General features: G+C 42.9%; 14 protein-coding genes and 1 pseudogene. 2 read left to right on the top strand and 13 right to left on the bottom strand.

Annotated elements, in window-relative coordinates:
• Positions 1-118 precede the first annotated feature (118 nt).
• The 4 genes from J2T50_RS06090 to leuS form a co-directional block, all read right to left on the bottom strand.
• On the bottom strand, positions 119-2,668 hold the full coding sequence (locus tag J2T50_RS06090; RefSeq protein ID WP_253364746.1) for a pneumococcal-type histidine triad protein: 2,550 nt from the start codon (positions 2,666-2,668) through the stop codon (positions 119-121).
• A 76-nt stretch (positions 2,669-2,744) separates the two neighbouring features.
• Positions 2,745-3,275: a tRNA adenosine(34) deaminase TadA gene (gene tadA / locus J2T50_RS06085; RefSeq protein WP_253364744.1), complete on the bottom strand. Its 531-nt coding sequence runs from the start codon at positions 3,273-3,275 to the stop codon at positions 2,745-2,747.
• A gap of 47 nt (positions 3,276-3,322) precedes the next feature.
• Entirely contained in the window at positions 3,323-4,252 is a 930-nt protein-coding gene (locus J2T50_RS06080) for a hypothetical protein (RefSeq protein WP_253364742.1), read from the bottom strand.
• 278 nt (positions 4,253-4,530) lie between these two features.
• A complete protein-coding gene (gene leuS / locus J2T50_RS06075; RefSeq protein ID WP_253364740.1) occupies positions 4,531-7,032 on the bottom strand; it encodes a leucine--tRNA ligase in 2,502 nt (833 codons plus the stop codon).
• A 370-nt stretch (positions 7,033-7,402) separates the two neighbouring features.
• On the opposite strand from leuS, the pseudogene J2T50_RS06070 reads away from it, so the two are divergent.
• Positions 7,403-8,628 (top strand): annotated as a pseudogene (locus J2T50_RS06070) (MFS transporter).
• A gap of 39 nt (positions 8,629-8,667) precedes the next feature.
• Here J2T50_RS06070 and J2T50_RS06065 read toward each other — a convergent pair.
• The 7 genes from J2T50_RS06065 to J2T50_RS06035 form a co-directional block, all read right to left on the bottom strand.
• Positions 8,668-9,510 (bottom strand): patatin-like phospholipase family protein, encoded by an 843-nt coding sequence (locus tag J2T50_RS06065; RefSeq protein ID WP_253364738.1) that lies wholly within the window; start codon positions 9,508-9,510, stop codon positions 8,668-8,670.
• A gap of 92 nt (positions 9,511-9,602) precedes the next feature.
• Positions 9,603-10,283, bottom strand: coding sequence for a helix-turn-helix transcriptional regulator (locus J2T50_RS06060; protein ID WP_253364737.1), 681 nt, complete (start codon positions 10,281-10,283; stop codon positions 9,603-9,605).
• A 310-nt stretch (positions 10,284-10,593) separates the two neighbouring features.
• On the bottom strand, positions 10,594-12,489 hold the full coding sequence (locus J2T50_RS06055) for a M13 family metallopeptidase (RefSeq protein ID WP_253364735.1): 1,896 nt from the start codon (positions 12,487-12,489) through the stop codon (positions 10,594-10,596).
• 63 nt (positions 12,490-12,552) lie between these two features.
• Entirely contained in the window at positions 12,553-13,380 is an 828-nt protein-coding gene (locus tag J2T50_RS06050; protein WP_253364733.1) for a metal ABC transporter permease, read from the bottom strand.
• Positions 13,373-14,233 carry a metal ABC transporter permease gene (locus J2T50_RS06045; protein WP_253364730.1) on the bottom strand — a complete coding sequence of 287 codons (861 nt, stop codon included), beginning with the start codon at positions 14,231-14,233 and terminating at the stop codon, positions 13,373-13,375. The genes J2T50_RS06050 and J2T50_RS06045 overlap by 8 nt, the downstream gene beginning before the upstream one ends.
• Positions 14,234-14,237: 4 nt before the next feature.
• Positions 14,238-14,990: a metal ABC transporter ATP-binding protein gene (locus tag J2T50_RS06040; protein WP_253364728.1), complete on the bottom strand. Its 753-nt coding sequence runs from the start codon at positions 14,988-14,990 to the stop codon at positions 14,238-14,240.
• A 333-nt stretch (positions 14,991-15,323) separates the two neighbouring features.
• Positions 15,324-16,253: a metal ABC transporter solute-binding protein, Zn/Mn family gene (locus J2T50_RS06035; protein WP_253364726.1), complete on the bottom strand. Its 930-nt coding sequence runs from the start codon at positions 16,251-16,253 to the stop codon at positions 15,324-15,326.
• 133 nt (positions 16,254-16,386) lie between these two features.
• Between J2T50_RS06035 and J2T50_RS06030 the strand changes: the two genes are divergently transcribed.
• Positions 16,387-17,043: a metal-dependent transcriptional regulator gene (locus J2T50_RS06030; protein WP_253364724.1), complete on the top strand. Its 657-nt coding sequence runs from the start codon at positions 16,387-16,389 to the stop codon at positions 17,041-17,043.
• 18 nt (positions 17,044-17,061) lie between these two features.
• Here the strand turns inward: J2T50_RS06030 and dtd are convergent, their stop codons facing one another.
• Together dtd and J2T50_RS06020 are read right to left on the bottom strand one after the other, a co-directional pair.
• Positions 17,062-17,502, bottom strand: a complete 441-nt coding sequence (dtd, locus tag J2T50_RS06025) for a D-aminoacyl-tRNA deacylase (RefSeq protein WP_253364722.1) — start codon at positions 17,500-17,502, stop codon at positions 17,062-17,064.
• 26 nt (positions 17,503-17,528) lie between these two features.
• Complete coding sequence (locus tag J2T50_RS06020) at positions 17,529-19,730, bottom strand: RelA/SpoT family protein (protein ID WP_253364721.1); 2,202 nt, start codon at positions 19,728-19,730, stop codon at positions 17,529-17,531.
• Between the last annotated feature and the right edge of the window lie 25 nt (positions 19,731-19,755).

The raw sequence follows: 19,755 nt of genomic DNA, 5'->3' as shown, positions 1-19,755 counted from the left end.
AGCAGAAAATTGATCTAAGCTAACTTCATATCTCAACCAAAAACTGAAAAATGTGTTTCAAACAGTCAACTATTTACCAGATAAAACTTATCACACTTAGCTTAATATTCTTTAAAAACTATTTTTTATCGGTTGAGGCAACTTCCTCCTTTGGAGTATTTTCCGAAATGTCTCCTCCCTTAACTTCTGGGAAGTTTTGGGCAATAGCTTGTGGAATACCTTCGCTATTAGGAACAAGCTCTTCTTGTGGAATATGGTTTTTGCTGACATCAATCGTTTGGAGGCTTTGGTTAGTCTCTGACAATTTCAAAGTTTCAATCGTATTGTTTGAAGCATTCAGGTTTTCAAGAGCCGTATAATGATTGATTCCTTCCAAGTTTGTCAGTTGATTGCCAGAAACATTTAGAGTTTCAACAGAAGTCTGCTCACCGTCAATTGCTAAAGTTTCGATATGATTTCTTTCCACAGAGAGAGTCTTCAGCTTCTCTGCTTCTTCCACTCCCTTAAGATTGGTCAACTGGTTCTCAGTCAAATTCAATTCACGCAGGCTTGGATTGTTTTTTAAGAATTCAAGATTAGAAACCTTACTATTAGTTGCTGTCAATTCTTCCAATTTCTCTGCCTTCAAGGTTGACAAGTCAATTTTTTCATTGTAGGACAGGAACAAACGATTAAGTTTGTCTTTGTTAGAAAGCGCAGAAATATCTGAAAGGTTGTTGTGTTCCAAACTTACAGCTGTCAAATTGGTCAGATGGGAAATCGGTGTCAAGTCAGAAATGCGGTTATAGTCCAAATTCAAGGATTCTAGCTTGCTTAACTGACTTAGAGGGCTGAGGTCTGTCAAATTATTCCCAGCCGCCGCAACAACTTTCAAATGAGTAAAGTCTTTCAAGAAGGACAGGTCTGTAATCTCATTTTGAGAAATATCAATGCCTTCCAGCTGGGGCAACTCTTTTAGGAAGGTAAAGTCCTTAATACCTGTCTGCGTCATCCAGATCTGTTTCAAGTTCTTAAACTGCAAAACCGGTCTAACATCATCAATCTTTGTAAAACCAATACCCAAGACTTCAAGATTTGGCATCAAATCCAAGTTCTTTCGTTTCAAAGGATCTGTACGCTGACCAATATTGAGGTATTTAACCGTCAACAACCATTCTTTCATCCGTTCAGGGTCAGTTTCTGTCGAAGGAAATGGTTGATCTGCTGTCGCATGAAGAATATCTTCGATAATTTCGTCATCAAAACCTAATGATTTTAAGGTAGCCATCCCGATTTTATCATGGGCATGAGGATCTTGATGAGGATCATCAATCGGCTTTCCAATATCAACCTTATCAATCAAAATCGCATGGGAATGGTCACCGTGGGGATAGACAAAAACTGGTCCATCTTCGGTGTCTGCCACTTTGATACTGTCCGCTGAAAGACCCAAAATATGAGCCAAATATTCTTTCTTTGACTGAATTTGCTTGGCAGTTTCATCTTCTTGAGGTTTTTGAGGGCTAACAGGTGGTAAATCTTTCTCTGTCACAGTTCCCAAGACCTGATATTCTTTCCGAGCTACTTCAAGGTAGACCTGAGGAATATGGCTTTCCCATTTACTAGCAACCAAATGACTATAAGGAATCAGGTGGGTGTGACCATGATGGTCTACCAGCAGACCTAAACTTGTCTGACCTTGAACGCCACTACCATTAAATTGAAAACCGTCACTGGTTGGATAATCGACACCTGGGAATCTCTTCTTAACAGATGGTACCGATGGTATCTGACTACCGTTTGACTGATTTTTTTTAGAACTTGGAGCCAAAGCCTGTCCTGTCTCACCACTGTTAAGATGTCCTAGAGGCCTTGGACTGACCTTAGGGAGCTCTGTTCCTGAAAGGTCTTTTTTCCAGATATAGTGGAAATGATCCCCATGTCGTACCGTGTAGCCATTTTCATCTTCGGCAACAATATCCTTAGGATCAAAAACATAGCCATCATCTAGTGTCACACCAGAAGAAACCTTCTCACCAGTTTTTTTTGTGCTGGCGCTAGTACCGCTGCCAGATTGGTTAGGAATTAAGTAAGCCCATTTGCTATTCTGTAAATCCTTATAGAAAATAAAGTGAGAGTGTCCATCATGGTCAATGACAAGCCCGTCATCCGTCTTACTGATAATTTGTGACTCTTTTTCAAATAAGAATCCATCATCTGTTGGAAAATCAATACCTGCAACACCCTTGGCATCCATTCTCTTTTGATTTTTTGTTAATTTTTTAGCGTATTTCAGAGAGATAATATTGGCATCTTTTTCTTTCGGGTAATAATGATAATGGCCGTTAACAGAAATAATGTAACCCTGCTCAACCTTATAGAAAATATCTTCTTTTTTAAAGGTATAGGACTTATCTGGGAGGGTCTCTTTCAAGAACATCGCCCTATACGGAACTTGCCCTTGAACAAAATAGGAATCTCCTCCTTGGAGTCGCAGATAGCCTTCCTTTTTAATGGCAGTTACGACAACAAGCTCTTCTTCCGAAACCTTATCGGTTTTTGAAACCTGCTTTTCCACTTTATATGACTGGTTAGTGGTTTGTTTTTGTTCGATATGACAAGCTGTCAAAACAAGTTGACAAGACAGCGTAATTCCTACCAAATACATAATACGATTGTTTTTCTTCACAACGTCTCCTTTTGTTAACTAGTTGTTATTTAACTAGTTAAGTTTAACCTTATTCACCAATTTTGTCAATATCAATCTAAAAATTATTCCCGCTTATATCACTATTTGACTCTTGTTGGGCTAAAAGTTTAGCCACTTTTTTCTTTTTCCGCCCCTGCCGAAAAAAATCTTTCATAAGGATCGTACATTCTTCAGCAAGAACACCTGTCTCCACCTCAACTCGATGATTGAGGCGTTGGTCTGTCAAGATATGGTAGAGGCTTCCTGCTCCCCCAAACTTTTGATTGGCCGCGCCATAAATGACCTGAGGAATGCGCGCCAACCCAATCGCACCGCTGCACATAACACAGGGCTCGATGGTCACAAACAAGGTTGCATCCAGTAAACGCCAGTTGCCTTCCGTCGCATTGGCTTCATTGATGGCCATGATTTCTGCATGCATAATGGCTTGATTGAGTTCCTCACGCGCATTGTGCCCACGCCCGATAATCCGTCCCTCTTTGACAATAACGCAGCCAATGGGAATCTCCTCTTTGGCCAAGGATTTCTCTGCCTCTTTCAAGGCCTTCCTCATATAATACTCTTTTTCTTCTTGTGTAAATTCCATGACAATAGTATATCACAAAAAGACCAGCACGGAGCTGGACTATTTTATCATTCCTTGATCCAAGTAACTTCCCAGAGATAAATTCCCTCGTAATTCGTTTCTTTATGATGAGCATCTAATATATCGAAGCTTAATTGTCCATTCTTATTTACCGCTGAATCTACTACAATAATCTCACCAGCATGTAAACCAAAGTTATCTGAGGTCGTTTTTTTAAGAACTGCTTCTTTTATGTGGTAACCCTCAGGAGCAGGCAATTGCACTACCTCACCTCCACGGATACGTTGCCCACTGATAAGGTGGCTCCCCGCAGGTCCTTGTGTTCCTTTAAAAATAAGCGATTGGTCAGCTGAAATATTTACAACCTGAACCCTATAGCCTGTCAATTCCTTTCCCGAGCTTTCTGGAACTTTTGGAGTTGAATCAGATCCCGAGCCTTCTGGAACTTTTGGAGCTGAATCAGATCCCGAGCTTTCTGGAACTTTTGGAGCCGAATCAGATTTTTTTGCACTCAAAGCCATAAATGCAACACCTTCTTGTGACCAACCGCGAGTTGCCAAGACCGCGTACTCATTGGCATCTTTCGTGTAAAGGTGCTTTTTGAGACCACGGTTATACAAGCGGTAAACAGGCGTTTCTCCAAATGAACGGAAGGCTACACCTTCTTGTGACCAACCGCGAGTTTCCAAAACAGCATACTCATTGGCATCTTTAGTGTAAAGGTGTACTTTCAGACCACGGTTGTACAAGCGGTAAACAGGCTCACCTTGCTGATCTTCAGTATTCCAAGCCACACCCTCTTGTGACCAACCACGAGTTCCCAAAACAGCGTATTCGTTTGTATCTTTTGTATAAAGGTGCACTTTAAGACCTTTATTATATAGACGATAGAGCGGTGTATCTGCTTGAACAGTTGTGCCAAGCATTCCAACAAAGAGCATTGCTGCCAATGCCAATAACATGTTTTTCTTTTTCATATTAAACCCCTTTCGTTTTTATTATAACGAATATTTCCTATAAAACAACCTTTATAATTTAGCAGTAACCGACCATTCACATTCGTTTTTATGTATCAAATTTGTTTATTATGGTTTTTATAGGTTATTTACGAACCTATTTTTTACCGAACATTTTGTTCGTTTCTGTTTTTCTTATAAAAGAAGCGTCTTTCTAAATCAGTGTTCATATTTTGATTTTTTTTAAAAAAATAAGAGAGAGGCCCACCTCTCTCTTATGCTATTTTGATATGCAGTGCTTATTTCACCACGATGTTGACCAATTTATTTGGCACTGCGATAACCTTGATGACTTCTTTACCTTCAATTTCAGCTTTGACCTTGTCGTTTGCAAGAGCCGCAGCTTCTAATTCTTCCTTGCTCAAGTCTTTGGCAACCGTCAATTTAGCTTTGACTTTACCTTTAATTTGGACAACGATTTCGACTTCGTTTTCAACCAGTTTCGACTCGTCCCATGTTGGCCATGCCACGTATGAGATTGATTCACCCGATGCGGTCAAACCTTGCCACAACTCTTCTGCCAAGTGTGGTGCAAATGGTGCAATCAACTGAACAAAGCCTTTAGCGTAGTCTGCAAAGAGTTTGTCTTCTTTGTTTGCTGCGTTAACAAAGACCATGAGTTGGGCAATGGCTGTGTTGAACTTCATTTGCTCAATCTGCTCTGTCACCGCTTTAACAGTCTCATTGTAAACCTTGTCCAAAGCGCCGCTATTTTCCGCAGAAATCTCCTTAGTTGTCATCAAGCGGTAAACGCGATCTAGAAACTTGCGTGACCCTTCGAGACCTTCTTCGCTCCAAGCAATGGAAGCGTCAAGTGGACCCATGAACATTTCGTAAACACGGAGGGTGTCGGCACCGTATTGCTCAACTACATCATCAGGATTGACAACGTTCTTGAGGGATTTAGACATCTTAGCAGGTGCTTGTTCGAGCTCTTCGCCTGTTTCGATGTTGAAGAAGCCACCGTCGCGTTTTTCAACCTTGTCTGTGGCAACAAGGGCGCCACGGTTATCTCGGTAGCTTGTTCCCAAAATCATGCCTTGGTTAAAGAGTTTTTGGAATGGCTCTTTGGTTGGTACCACACCGAGGTCATAGAGGAATTTGTGCCAGAAACGGGCATAAAGCAGGTGAAGAACAGCATGCTCTGCACCACCAACATAGATATCGACTGGCAACCAAGCTTTAAGCAGCTCTTCGTCAGCTAGTTTTTCATCATTGTGTGGGTCGATGTAGCGAAGGAAGTACCAGCTTGAACCAGCCCATTGCGGCATGGTGTTGGTTTCACGACGTCCTTTGACACCATCTTCACGAGTGACTTCCAGCCAGTCAGTCAGGTTGGCAAGTGGTGACTCACCTGTACCTGAAGGCTTGATGTCTTTGGTCACTGGAAGAACAAGTGGCAATTCGCTTTCTGGAACAGCTGTTGATGTACCATCTTCCCAATGGATGATTGGAATTGGTTCACCCCAATAACGTTGGCGACTGAAAAGCCAATCACGAAGGCGGTAGTTAATTTGTTTCTTACCGTAACCATTTTCCTCAAGGAAGTCAACCATCTTGTTGATGGCTTCTTCTTTGTTGAGGCCGTCAAGGAATTCAGAATTGATGTGCAGACCGTCTTCTGTATAAGCTGCTTCTTGTACATCCCCACCTTCAAGGACTGGAATAATGTCAAGACCGAATTGCTTCGCGAAATCCCAGTCGCGTTCATCATGCGCAGGAACCGCCATGATGGCACCAGTACCGTAGCTTGCAAGCACATAGTCAGAAATCCAGATTGGAATTTCGCGACCATTGACAGGGTTGATAGCATAGGCACCTGTCCAAACACCAGTTTTCTCTTTGGCAAGGTCTGTACGAGCAAGGTCAGATTTTAGGCTTGCTTGGCGTTTGTATTCGGCTACGCTTTCTGCTTGTTCAGGAGAAGTGATGGCGTCCACCAAGTCATGTTCTGGAGCCATAACAGCGTATGTCGCACCAAATAATGTATCAGGGCGAGTTGTAAAGACGGTGAAGTCCTTATCCGTACCGGCCACTTTGAAGGTCACATGCGCACCCGTTGATTTGCCAATCCAGTTGCGTTGCATGTCCTTGATTGATTCTGGCCAGTCTACTTCTTCCAAATCTTCAAGCAAACGTTCGGCGTAGGCTGTGATTTTAAGCATCCATTGGCGCATTGGTTTGCGGACAACTGGGTAACCACCACGTTCAGATGTTCCGTCAGGAAGCACTTCTTCGTTGGCGATGGCTGTTCCCAATTCTTCAACCCAGTTTACAGGCACTTCAGCTTCATAAGCCAAGCCTTTTTCGTAGAGTTTTGTGAAAATCCATTGTGTCCATTTGTAGTAATTTGGGTCAGTAGTATTGACTTCACGGTCCCAGTCGTATGAGAAGCCGAGAGCGTTGATTTGGCGCTTAAAGTTAGCAATGTTTTCCGCTGTAAATTCAGCAGGGTCATTACCAGTGTCCATAGCGTACTGCTCAGCTGGAAGACCAAAAGCGTCCCACCCCATTGGGTGAAGCACGTTGAAACCTTGCGCACGTTTGTAACGGCTAAGGATGTCCGTCGCTGTGTACCCTTCTGGGTGACCTACGTGAAGACCAGCACCTGATGGATATGGGAACATGTCAAGAGCGTAAAAATTAGGTTTTTCCGCGTCCGTTCCCGTTTTAAATGTTTCATTTTGAGCCCAGAAGGCTTGCCATTTCGGCTCAATTTCTTTGTGATTAAAGTTTGCCATATTGATGTTCTCCAAAAAATATCGTTCTTTTTATTATAACATGAATAATAGTAATAAAAAAGCTGAAAATCCACGCCAATAACTGCTTTTCACAAAATTTTCTTGACAAGGAGACCAACTTCCTCTATACTAATTCCAAATGACATACTGCTTTAATCATGTCCCGTGAGGCATATAAGCGCTACAAGAGGTTTTCAGCATTGACTACCTACTATTTTTGTGGACGTTTACTGGCTCAAGGACTTTCCTTGAGTTTTTTCTTTGCGCATGTGACAAGCAGCATGGCATGATTGTTTTTAAAGGTCTTGTTTGGACTTTTATGCCATTTAATAAAGCTGGCCCGTGAGCCATCATTAAAGGAGAAGACGAAATGTCATCATTACAACTTGATAAAAACAATTGGCGTGCTTTGACCGCTGCCATTGTTGCTTCTGGAACTGACGATTTGAACGTTATGTTTCTGGCTTTTTCCATGTCCACGATTATATCGGACCTATCTATCTCGGCAGCTCAAGCAGGCTGGATTGGCACCATTACCAATCTCGGGATGCTGGTCGGTGGACTACTCTTTGGACTCTTGGCTGACCGCTACAACAAGTTCAAGATTTTCAAGCTAACCATTCTCATTTTCTCAGTAGCGACAGGTTTGATTTTCTTTACAAAGAGCTTGCCTTACCTCTACCTCATGCGCTTTATCGCAGGAATCGGGGTTGGCGGCGAGTACGGTATTGCCATTGCCATCATGGCGGGTATCGTCCCTCCAAGTAAGATGGGGCGTATTTCCTCACTCAACGGCATCGCTGGTCAAGTCGGATCTATCAGCTCTGCTCTCTTAGCTGGATGGCTCGCACCTGCTCTTGGTTGGAAAGGCCTCTTCCTCTTTGGACTACTTCCCATCCTGCTACTCGTCTGGATGCAACTAAGTATCAACGACCAAGCAATCAATGATAACGGGAATACTGCTGCAGAGAAAAAAGAGCCGATTAACATCCACGAACTCTTCAAAACACCAGCTATCGCTGCGCAAACAATTGCCCTCATGGTCATGACAACTGTCAAATTGCGGGCTACTTCGGCATGATGAACTGGCTTCCAACCATTATCCAGACCAGTCTCAATATTTCTGTCAAAAATTCATCTCTATGGATGATTGCAACTATTCTTGGTATGTGCGTTGGGATGCTGGTCTTTGGTCAATTGCTAGATAAATTTGGACCAAGACTCGTATACGGTATCTTCTTGCTAGCTTCTGCCGTCTGCGTCTACCTCTTTCAATTCGCCAATTCTATGGCAGCCATGCTCGTTGGCGGAGCCATTGTCGGATTCTTTGTCAATGGGATGTTTGCGGGCTACGGCGCTATGATTACCCGACTCTATCCCCACCATATCCGCTCAACTGCAAACAATGTCATTCTAAATGTCGGTCGTGCTGTCGGTGGCTTCTCCTCTGTTATCATTGGAATGATTCTTGATGCCTCTAGCGTATCCATGGTGATGGTATTCCTTGCAAGCCTCTACGTCATCAGCTTCCTTGCTATGATGGGCATCCGCAATCTCACGCCAAAAATGTATACCAAGCCCACAACAATTTCCTAGACAAACCAAACCCACCAGAACAGCAGTTTTGGTGGGTATTTAGTTTGCTAAATATTTTTCTAAATCAGGTAATCTATCCCGCGTATCTTCCAAACCACGGTCATAAATTTCTTGGAGTTTATCCAGATCTTTTTCAAGTCGGCCAATTTTTAGTTTTTCCTGCGGACGGAAGACAAACAATTCTCCAGCTTCTTCCAACTCAATCACGCGCTCGACAGCTTGATTGTAATGTTTGTAGCGCATAGAAGCAACTTTTACAAAGTTTGGATACTTGCGATAAAGTAGCTTGTAAGCTCGTCCACTAGATGGTTTTTTCCGGTATTCTTTTGGCTGAGTCAGGACCACGATGAGTTTGTCAAAACCAAGGCTGCGTGCAAACTCGACCGGAATACTGTCTGACAATCCACCATCGAGGTATTGCTTCCCTTGCCATTCGACCATTTTGGAGACGATAGGCAGAGCTGAGCTTGCCCGAAAAATCTCCATTTGCTCAAAAACATTATCAATCTTGAAGTAAGCTGGCTGACCAGATGACATTTCCGTTGCGACCGCATAAAAATCAACACCAGATTGTTCAAAAGCCTGCTCATCAAACACATCTAGTTTCATCGGAATTTCGTAGTAGGTAAAGTCTTTGTTAACCATATTTCCCGTCTTCAACCAAGAGCCAAAACTCATATAGTTTGGATAGGAAATGTATTTCTTATTGTAGCGAAGGGCCCGACCACGCTGACCAGACACAAAGTTGACACCAAACAAGGCTCCAGCTGATACTCCGACAAGGCCATCTACCTTGATGCCCGCGTCCAAAAAAGCATCCAGAACTCCAGCTGTGTAGAGCCCACGCATGCCGCCACCTTCTAAGACCAATCCTACTCTCATCGTGTTCCCTCTTTTCTTTTAGTTTTTATTATAGCAAAAAAGCAGAAAACTCTCTTTAATTTACTATAAAAAAAGCCGAGCTTACGCTCAGCTTATTCTTGTGATTCTTCTTGTTTGACTTGCTGGATATACTTGTAAATAGATACTTCTGACATCCGGAAAGCTTCTGCTGTTTTAGAAACTGAATCCTTAAAGTCAAAGAATCCTTTCTTGTAAAGCGAACGGACAATGGCAATCTTTTCAGTGCGTGTCATCCGGTGCTTGGTCAAATCTTTCCCTTGGGTTTCACGAATAATAATATCTTCAATCAATTGGTCTGCTGTTTCATAGAAGTTTTCAATTGCTGAGAAACTGATTTGCTCAGCTGGTTCATCTGTCAATTGGAGAGATTCTTTCAAACTAATCAAAGTGCTTTCAAATAGATTTTTCAGAGCAAGTAATTTTGTCTTGTCAACATTTACACAGATAGCTCCGATTAGTTGACCTTCATCCTTAATAAAGTAGCTTGACGAATACATTTCTTTCCCGGCAGCTGTTCTTGTGCGGTAATTGACAACGTAATCCTCCTCCAAATAAACCTTTGATTGTAAGATTTCCAAAATCAAGTCCGTAGCTGGCGCACCAACTTGGCGACCTGATAGGTTATTCTTAATGTAAACCAAAGAATGATCTAACCCTTCTGTAAAATCTTGAAGTACAATCTCTGTCTCTTTCCCCATAACTTTTGCAAAAAAGTCAATTAGGGGTGGGTAGGGATTAAGTCTTGCGTCCATTTTAACCTCATCTTTCTACGCAAAAAACGATCATTTATATTTAAACTCATTGTAGCATAATTATCTTAAAACTCAATCATTAAAGCACTAATTTTTATGAAAATCATGAAATTTTCACAAATTATATTTTTCTTTATCGCTTTATCAAATAGTCTATAAAACAGGTATTTTCAGACTATTCAATAAAATTACAAAAGACAATTTTTCACAAATTAATGATAAATTTTCTTTCTGCTTTAGCTACTGAATCCTTTTCTATCGTAAGAATTTGAAATAGACAAAAGCCAGATTATTCATCTGACTTCTTTTTTTACCAAATAATGACACGTTCTTCTGCTGCGCGCCACATGCCGTCGCCTTCTTTGACATCGAAGGTCTCGATAAAGTCATCGAAGTTTGGCAATTGCACATTGGTCCGTAATTTACCCGGAGCATGCACATCGACTGAGATCAAGAGTTGAAGGTACTCTTCACGTGCCTTCATACGCCAAATACGCGCAAAGTTGGTGAAGTATTCTTCAGCTGAGAAATCGGCATCTTTCTTGGCTGCTTCAAGTGCTGCCGCAAGACCACCTAGGTCGGCTACATTTTCGGAAACCGTTAATTTCCCGTTAACCTTGCCACCTGCAAAGTCAATCCCGTCAAACTGAGCTACGACCTTGTCTGTGCGTTCTTGGAAGGCTGCGTAATCCTCTTCTGTCCACCAGTTATTCAGACTACCATGCTCGTCAAAAGATGCACCGTTGGTATCAAAAGCGTGTGAAATTTCATGGGCAATCACGGCTCCAATACCGCCATAGTTGGCTGACGAAGACTGATCCAAGCTGTAAAATGGTGCTTGTAAGATGGCAGCTGGGAAGACAATCTGGTTTTGTTGTGGGTCATAGTAAGCGTTAACCATGTGAGCAGGCATGTGCCACTCGCTGCGGTCTACAGGCTGATTCCACTGACTCCACGTATGCGCAATCGAAATCTTAGCCAAGTTTTGTGCATTTTCTACCAAGCTAAGATTTTCGTCGATAATTTTCTTGCTATAGGTTTCTGGCAATTTTTCTGGATAACCGATATGTGGCGTGATGACATTTAATTTTGTAATGGCTTTGTCACGCGTTTCAGGTTTGAGCCAGTCATTTTTCGCTAAGCGGTCCTTATAAACCTCAATCATAGTGGCTACTTTTTCTTCCACATCTGCCTTAGCTTCTGGGGAGAATTTTTCAGCTGCATACCAGAGACCGAGTGCTTGACTGTAAGGTCCTTGCGCAAGATAGTAAGCCGCTTTCTTCTTGTCCATGGCCTGAGGCGTACCAGACAAGGCACGACTGTAACTACCTGCAAGCACACGAATCTCATCTGTCAAATAGCTGACATAGTCAACCGCAGCATTTTGCACCAAGCTAGCCTTAAGCAGTGGCCAATTCTGTTCAGAATAAAACTCTGCTGCAAAGTCTGTCCAAAAACGTTCTTCTGGTACGATAACCTTGTCAGGTTTTTGACCCAAAATAGCTGTGAAAATGGCGTCCAGTGGCAACTCTGGTGTCAACTGTGTAAAGTCAGCCCAGTCGTATGGATGATAGAGTTTGACATACTCTGAAGACTCTTCGCTTGAGAGGACGTACTTGGCAACTTTTGCATCCAAGGCCATGCATTTATCCAAGATATCCGCGACATCTTCAGCTGTAAAGCCGAATTTGGGAAGAAGTTCTTCCTGCATTTCACGCCACTTGGCAAGCAATTCCTTGCCTTTTTCATTATCATCAGCGTAGTAAGTCGTATCTGGCAAGATTGTATGCGGAGCGTAAGCCCAAAGGACATTCATCTGTGCATTCATGAAGTCTGGAGATACACCAAATGGAAGATAATTTGGCTTACCAGCCAACTCATACTCTGCAATTTTTTCAGCAAACTCAGCAAATGAACCCAAGGCCTTGTATTCTGCAATCAAGTCTTGCACAGGCTCTGTTCCCAGTGCTTCACGTTTGTCAAAATCAGCAACCATCTTGTGGAACTTGACAAAATTTTGGAGAACAGCATCCTCTGGCAAGTCTTGTCCTGCCAACCAAGCATCTGTTTTGTCCATCATCAAGTCTTCAATCTCGTCCGCCAAGTCTGAAAATCCACCTGTACGAGGCTTATCATCAGGAATAACAGCTGTTTTCGCCCATTCGCCATTGATTGCTTCGTAAAAATCATCTTGTAAACGTACCATTTCAATTCCTCCGTTTCTTTCTATACTATCTTAGCAAAATTGACTTAGATTTTCACTTCCCAACTAGGCTTTCTTTATTTTTCTAAGAATCATGCTCAAGCAAAACATCACGAGGCTGATACTGACACAAGTCCCTGATAAAGTGAGGTCCAGTTTATTACCCACAAAAAATCCTAGACTAGCTGTCAAGAGGCCGCTCAATTGACCAAACAGTAAAAATTGACCAAAGTGACGAGACCAAGGTAAGACTGTCATAGCTGGTGCTACCAAAAAGACAATGACCGTCATAGAACCCACAGCATCAAAGGCCAAAACCGTTGTCAGAGATACAAATAGTAAAATTGCAAGTCGTATGGACTTGCCAGCCACACCCGAGAGGTGAGCCTGCCGTTTATCGAAGAGATAGAGTTTGAGATGTTGATAAGAAAGCAGGAAAAAAACGAGATTGGCCAGCAAGGTGATGCTAGACTTAAAGACCGAAACCGGGATTGAAAATCCTAGGAAATCCATTCGATGGAGAGGTGCAAAAATCACTTCCCCCATCAAAACCATGTCCACATCGATGTGGACATTTCGTGCAAAAACGGAAATCAAGATAACAGCCAAGGCAAAGAAAAAGGAAAAAACTAGCCCTGTTGCCGCATCGTACTGTATTTTTTGGCTATGCAAAAAGTCAATGGACAAAACAGCTAAAACCCCAAACACCGTCGCTCCCAACATAAGAAGAGGGGAATCTAGGCTATTGCTGATGAAAAATCCCAAGACAATTCCCAGTAAGACTGAATGCGATAGGGCATCTGCTAGCAGGGATTGATTTTGCAAGACCAACAAGGAACCGATGAGACCGCAAGAAGAAGAAACCAATACTAAAACTAACCAAACTTCAAACACGAGTATTCTCCTTCCTTACATAGGTCACATAGAAAAAGGCAAGTAGGGTGACAAACGTCATACACACAATAATACTTGGCCCCGTCGACAACCCCGACACAGCCGAGCTAACCCAGGTTCCCAAAAAGGCAGAAATAACTGCTGACACGGAAGACAAGAGTAAGACACGACGATAATTTCGACCAAGGAGTAGACCAAAAACTGCTGGAGCAATTAAAAAACTACTCATCAAGACTGCCCCGACCACCTTCAAACCAACAGAAATTAAGCAAATCATCAAGAACATGGTTAGTCGTTTGAGAAAGGTCACACGAACCCCGACCAATTCTGCAAATCGTGCATCAAAGAGATAGAGCTTAAATCCTTGATAGCAGACAAAGAAGAGACCTAAGCAAATCACCGCTACCACACAAATCAAGAGAATATCATCTTTTTGGATAAAAGCCGCCTGCCCGAATAAATAGGTCGCAAGCCCTGCTTGAGAAGCCCGAGAATAATGCGCATTCCCCTGAATGTAATTTTTCAAGACCATTCCAAGACCGAAAAAGGAGGCCGATACGAGGGCTAAAATATTGATGAGACTATGTCGGCTATTTTTATTGACCCATTGAACCAAGGCATAAGAAAGATAGCCAGACAAGACAGACCCCAGCATGAGCAAGAGTGGATTGCGCGATTGAAAGAGGATAAAGGAAAAGACAACTCCTGGGTAGGCCGCATGTCCCAAGCTATCCCCAATCATACTTTGCTTGGTCAACACGCTAATAGTACCAACCATGCTAGAGGCAAACGCTAGCAAACAGGTTCCCAAGGCGACTGTCCAAAAGGAATATTCTGTCAAAAGAGAAAACATGGTATCACTCTCCTCCTTTGGTCAGAAAGAAATCACCCATAGCGCCATAAGTAGCCTGATAATGACTTGTCGTCAAGACTTGGTCCACTGAACCGCTGGCTACAACCGTACGATTCAACCAGACAAGATAGTCAAAATAATCCGCAACGGTTGTCAAATCATGATGAATCACAATCGATGTTTTTCCCTCAGCCTGAAATTCTTTTAGCGTATCCATGATGATTGCCTCTGTAATCTGGTCAATCCCAGCCAGAGGCTCATCCATGAGATAGACTTGCGCTTCCTGTGCCAAGGCACGAGCTATAAAGACCCGCTGGCGCTGACCACCTGATAATTGGTCAACCTGACGGTAACGCAAATCTTGCAGGTTCATACGCTCAAGCGCAGCCTCTACGATTTCCTTGTCTTTCTTTCCAGGACGTTTGAGCCAGTTAGCTATATGAGCATAGCGCCCCATGAGAACAATCTCAAAAACCGTTGCAGGGAATTGCCAATTGACCTGACTGGCTTGAGGGATATAGGCTAACTTTTTCTGAATCAACTGACCAAGCTGATCGGACTGTCCCAAGAGCGACACCTGTCCTGTCACTTGTCCTTCTAATCCTAATATAGCTTTCATCAAACTAGATTTACCTGCTCCATTTGGCCCGACAATAGCGGTTCTACTCCCATCAGGAATGACCAAATTCACATTTTCCAAAGCGGAAACCGAACCATAGGTCAAGTTCACTCCCTGCATTTCAAGGGCTGCTTCCATGATAATCCTACTTTCTACTAAAAGAGAGTGGGACAAAAATCGTGATTTCGTAGAAATCGATCCCCTCACTTTTTATTTTTAGGTTTGGGCTGAAACAGTCTATTCCCAGACTGTTTCACTCCCACCTCCGCACAGTTGACTAGCTTCAAAGGTCCAAGATGAGCTTTGAAGGTTGGAGATAGAACTGACGAAGTTAGTTACAAGATTCGAAATTGCTTGCGCAGCAAGGAATGAGAGCATTCAGTCAACCCCTGCGTCAAACTGTTCAACCTGAAAAAGTCGGAGAGTTTAGAACTTTCATCCCGCTCCCTGACTTTTTATGCAATTATTATTTTATTTCAATGATGATACGATGAGGTTGATATTGTGTTTGTACATATCAATGTATGTATCCCCGTCTTCACCTTCTGGTGCCAAGGAATCTGAGAACAATTCTTTTCCTTCGCCAGTCACAACATCTACCTTACCACCTTTAGCGGCAACTGCTTCTTGTAGTTTTTTCATACGCTCAGGGTTAGTTGTAGACTCTGTAAAGATTGCTTTCACTTTGTGGTCAATGATCAAATTCACTGTATCAATCATATCGCTATTCGCAACTTCTGAGTCTGTGCTGACACCTTGAGGTGCATACAGTGTGAAATCGTAACGCGCAGCGAAGTAGTTAAAGGCATCATGTGGTGTTACCAAGTAACGGCTGTTTTCTGGGATAACGCTCAATTCTTTGCGTACCCAAGCGTCCAAGTCATCCAGTTGAGCAAGATATGATTTTTCATTTTCTTTGATTTTTTCTGCTTTAGCAGGAAGCAATTCTTGCAGTTGAGCTGACGCGACTTTAACCGCTGATTGGTAGAGGCTAATATCAAACCAAAAATGTGGATCGACGATTTTTTTCCCATCCTCTTCCATTGTGTTAATTTTATCTTTAGGGAAGTTTTTGGTTACTGCAACACCTGTTTGTTCCAAGGCATCAACCATTTTTCCTTCAAAGTGCAAGCCGTGGTAAAGTACCAAGTCTGCATTTTTCAACTTATTGAGGTCGCTTGATTTTGCGACATAAAGGTGTGGATCTTCGCCAGCTGGAATGATTAATTCGCGCTTGACATCGTCACCCGCCAACTGGTAAACCATATCGTAAAGGAACGATGTGGTTACCGTTACAGTTGGTTTTTCGCTTGATTTTTTTTGAGTTGTTGTGGATTGACAAGCAAACAAAACACAACACGACATTACGGCAAGCAAACTTGCAATGATTTTCTTTAACATAGAAACTCCTTTTTATGTTATGTGTATTATATTATTAGGTACACCTAATTCATTGTTTAATATATATTAAAAAAGATGATTTGTCAACCTTTTCTATTATTTTTTGATATAATAACAATGAAAGTGAGCAAAGATGACACCAAATAAAGAAGATTATTTAAAATGTATTTACGAATTGGGGCTAGACGGACAAAAGATTACCAACAAAAAAATTGCTGAAACCATGCAATTTTCTGCGCCAGCTGTCTCTGAAATGATGAAGAAACTCCTAGCCGAAGGATTGGTCCAAAAAGATGATCAACTTGGTTACCGCTTGGAAGTTCAAGGACAAAAAATGGTTGCCGACCTTTATCGGAAGCATCGGCTGATTGAAGTATTCTTGGTCAATCAACTGGGCTACTCAGCCGAAGAAGTCCACGAAGAAGCCGAGGTACTAGAACATACCATTTCAGACCTTTTCGTTGAACGACTAGATGCTGTACTCGGTTTTCCACAAATCTGTCCACACGGTGGTACCATTCCAAGAAAAGACCAGCCCTTAGTTGAACGGTACTCAACCAAACTGGCCCATGTGACAGATATCGGCCCTTACCGACTCTTGCGCGTCAAAGACTTTTACCAACTCTTGCAGTATCTGGAACAGCATCAGCTAGCGGTTGGAGACCAATTGGACGTGCTCGAAATTGACCTTACATTTAGCCAGACCATCACCATAGCCTACAAAGGGAAGCAACTCACCATCCCTTTGAGCATTGCAGAAGTTTTATATGTAGAAAAAGAAAAAAGCTGAGAATTTTCTCAGCTTTTTTTAGTTTTTCGTGTCCAGCACAATGGTCACAGGACCATCGTTGACTAGGGAGACCTGCATGTCGGCGCCAAATACCCCGGTTTCGACAGGAACAAGGGTTGCTAGGGCTTGATTGAAGCGATTGTAAAATTCGCTAGCCATGTCTGGTTTGGCCGCTCCTGTAAAAGCAGGACGGTTGCCTTTTTTAGTGTCCGCAAACAGTGTAAATTGGGATATGGATAAGATAGAACCTTGAATATCTTGCACAGACAGGTTCATCTTGCCAGCTTCATCGGAGAAAATGCGCATATTGACAATTTTCCGAACGGCATAATCCATATCTTCCTGGGTGTCCTCAGGACCAACTCCCACCAAGAGCAGCAAGCCCTGACCAATCTCTCCAACTTTTTTCTCATCGATTGTCACCGCTGCTTGAGAGACACGTTGTATGATAATTTTCATCTTTCTCGCCTTATTTGTTTGAAATCTTACCCATTGGTCCGTTTGACAGAATAAACTTCTGGCACAGACTTAATCTTGTCTACCAAACTTGTCAGACTAGCTAGGTTTGGAATACCAAAGGAAACATGAATCGTTGCGTACTTCATATCCTTAGTTGGTTGAGCGCTGACTGTCGAAATATTCTTACTTGAATTTGTCAATACTTTCAAGACATCATTCAAGAGACCTGAACGATTGAGCCCGTAGATATCAATGTGGGCCACGTATTCCTTGACAGAATGCTCATCTTCCCAATCAACATCAATCAAACGGTCTTCGTAATTATCCTGAGCCTTGAGATTCATACAGTCTGCGCGGTGAACAGCGACACCACGCCCCTTGGTAATGTAACCGACGATCTCGTCACCTGGTACGGGATTACAGCATTTGGCAATCCGAATCAAGAGACCTGAAGCTCCTTCGATAACAACCCCGCCTTCATGGCGGATTTTCATGCTGTCCTTGCTGGCTTGTTTGACCTCACCACCATTGACCAATTCATCCGCTTCTGCCTTAGCTTTTGCCCGCTCAGCCTCTCTCCGCTCTTTTTCCGTTAAGCGATTAAAGACAGACATGGCAGAAATTTCACCAAAACCAACTGCTGCAAACAAGGACTCATCCGTCTTGTAGCTGGTCTTCTGCAAGACTTCATCCATGTGCTTGCGGTCAAAGTATTGGTTGGCCACATAACCATGCTCCTGCAAGAGCGTCTGCAACATTTCACGTCCTTTAGAGACAGACAGTTCCTTGTCTTGATTTTTGAAAAATTGCTTGATTTTATTCCGAGCCTTGTGGGTTTTAACGATATTGACCCAGTCACGACTTGGCCCAAATGAATTCGCATTGGTTACAATCTCGACCTGATCCCCTGTGTGGAGTTTCGTCGTCAAAGGCACCATTCGACCATTGACCTTGGCACCCGTTGCCCGCTCCCCGACCTTGGTATGGATTTCATAGGCAAAGTCAATAGGAACAGAGTCCTTAGGCAATTCACGAACCGTTCCATCCGGTGTGAAGACGTAGATTCGCTCGGTGAAAATATCGTCCTTGACAGAGTCGACAAAGGTCTTGGCATCTCCTGCATCAGCTTGAAGTTCAATCAGATTGTTGATCCATTTGAGCTCGCTTTGTTTGGCAACTGCATCGCCTCCGCGTTTGTAAGCCCAGTGAGCCGCAACCCCGTATTCGGCTACTTGGTGCATTTCACGGGTTCTGATTTGAAACTCAATGGGACCTTTAGGTCCGTAAACCGTCGTATGAATAGACTGATAGCCATTGGCCTTTGGATTGGCAATATAATCCTTGAAACGTCCTGGCATTGGACGCCACAACTCATGAATATAGCCCAGCATAGCATAGACATCGCTCGGCGTTTCCATGACACAGCGAATAGCAATCAAGTCATAGAGCTCATCAAACCGCTTCTTCTTGTCGTGCATTTTACGGTAAATGGAGTAAATGTGCTTTGGTCGACCGTAAATATGACCTTCCAAGTGGCGATCACGCGCATAACTCTCAATCTTATCCACAACCTCTGTCACCAAGGCCTCCCGCTCACGGCGCTTCTCTGTCATCATGCGGGTAATCTTGTAAAATTCAATCTCGTTGAGATAGCGGAAAGACATATCTTCCAATTCCCACTTGATAGAAGAAATCCCCAAGCGGTGCGCAAGTGGAGCATATATTTCCATGGTTTCTCGTGAAATCCGCTCTTGCTTGTCCTTGCGTAAGTGCTTAAGAGTACGCATATTATGCAAGCGGTCTGCTAATTTGACCAAAATCACACGCATGTCTTTGGACATGGCGATGAGCATCTTGCGGTGGTTTTCTGCCAATTGCTCTTCGTGGCTCTTGTACTCGACTTTCCCTAACTTGGTCACTCCATCTACGATTAAACGAACCTCTGGACCAAATTCATTTTCCATGTCTTCTAAAGTCGTATCCGTATCTTCTACCACATCATGCAAAAAACCGCAGGCAACTGTGACTGCGTCTAGCTTGAGTCCCGCTAAAATACCTGCCACCTGGATAGGATGGACAATATAAGGTTCGCCTGACTGACGGAATTGCTCCTTGTGAGCCTCAACCGCATAATACAATGCCTTTTCTACAAACTTCACATCTTCTTCTGGCATGTAGGCGCGAGTCAGTTCTACAACTTCCTCCCCCGTAAGATTGACTTCCTTCATTTCAGTTCTCTCCTCATTTATTTCT

Origin of the sequence: Streptococcus gallinaceus, assembly GCF_024170225.1 — a bacterium.
In the GTDB taxonomy this organism is placed as follows: domain Bacteria; phylum Bacillota; class Bacilli; order Lactobacillales; family Streptococcaceae; genus Streptococcus; species Streptococcus gallinaceus.
The sequence above is the reverse complement of the archived record's forward strand: the minus strand, read 5'-3'. Positions and strand labels throughout refer to the sequence as shown.

What these genes read in the sequence shown, in the direction of transcription:
- J2T50_RS06065 (WP_253364738.1), bottom strand. Translation starts at nt 9,510, where the DNA reads ATGAGAGTAGGATTGGTCTTAGAAGGTGGCGGCATGCGTGGGCTCTAC.
- J2T50_RS06020 (WP_253364721.1), bottom strand. Translation starts at nt 19,730, where the DNA reads ATGAAGGAAGTCAATCTTACGGGGGAGGAAGTTGTAGAACTGACTCGC.
- J2T50_RS06060 (WP_253364737.1), bottom strand. Translation starts at nt 10,283, where the DNA reads ATGGACGCAAGACTTAATCCCTACCCACCCCTAATTGACTTTTTTGCA.
- tadA (WP_253364744.1), bottom strand. Translation starts at nt 3,275, where the DNA reads ATGGAATTTACACAAGAAGAAAAAGAGTATTATATGAGGAAGGCCTTG.
- J2T50_RS06045 (WP_253364730.1), bottom strand. Translation starts at nt 14,233, where the DNA reads ATGTTTTCTCTTTTGACAGAATATTCCTTTTGGACAGTCGCCTTGGGA.
- J2T50_RS06055 (WP_253364735.1), bottom strand. Translation starts at nt 12,489, where the DNA reads ATGGTACGTTTACAAGATGATTTTTACGAAGCAATCAATGGCGAATGG.
- leuS (WP_253364740.1), bottom strand. Translation starts at nt 7,032, where the DNA reads ATGGCAAACTTTAATCACAAAGAAATTGAGCCGAAATGGCAAGCCTTC.
- J2T50_RS06030 (WP_253364724.1), top strand. Translation starts at nt 16,387, where the DNA reads ATGACACCAAATAAAGAAGATTATTTAAAATGTATTTACGAATTGGGG.
- dtd (WP_253364722.1), bottom strand. Translation starts at nt 17,502, where the DNA reads ATGAAAATTATCATACAACGTGTCTCTCAAGCAGCGGTGACAATCGAT.
- J2T50_RS06080 (WP_253364742.1), bottom strand. Translation starts at nt 4,252, where the DNA reads ATGAAAAAGAAAAACATGTTATTGGCATTGGCAGCAATGCTCTTTGTT.
- J2T50_RS06040 (WP_253364728.1), bottom strand. Translation starts at nt 14,990, where the DNA reads ATGGAAGCAGCCCTTGAAATGCAGGGAGTGAACTTGACCTATGGTTCG.
- J2T50_RS06035 (WP_253364726.1), bottom strand. Translation starts at nt 16,253, where the DNA reads ATGTTAAAGAAAATCATTGCAAGTTTGCTTGCCGTAATGTCGTGTTGT.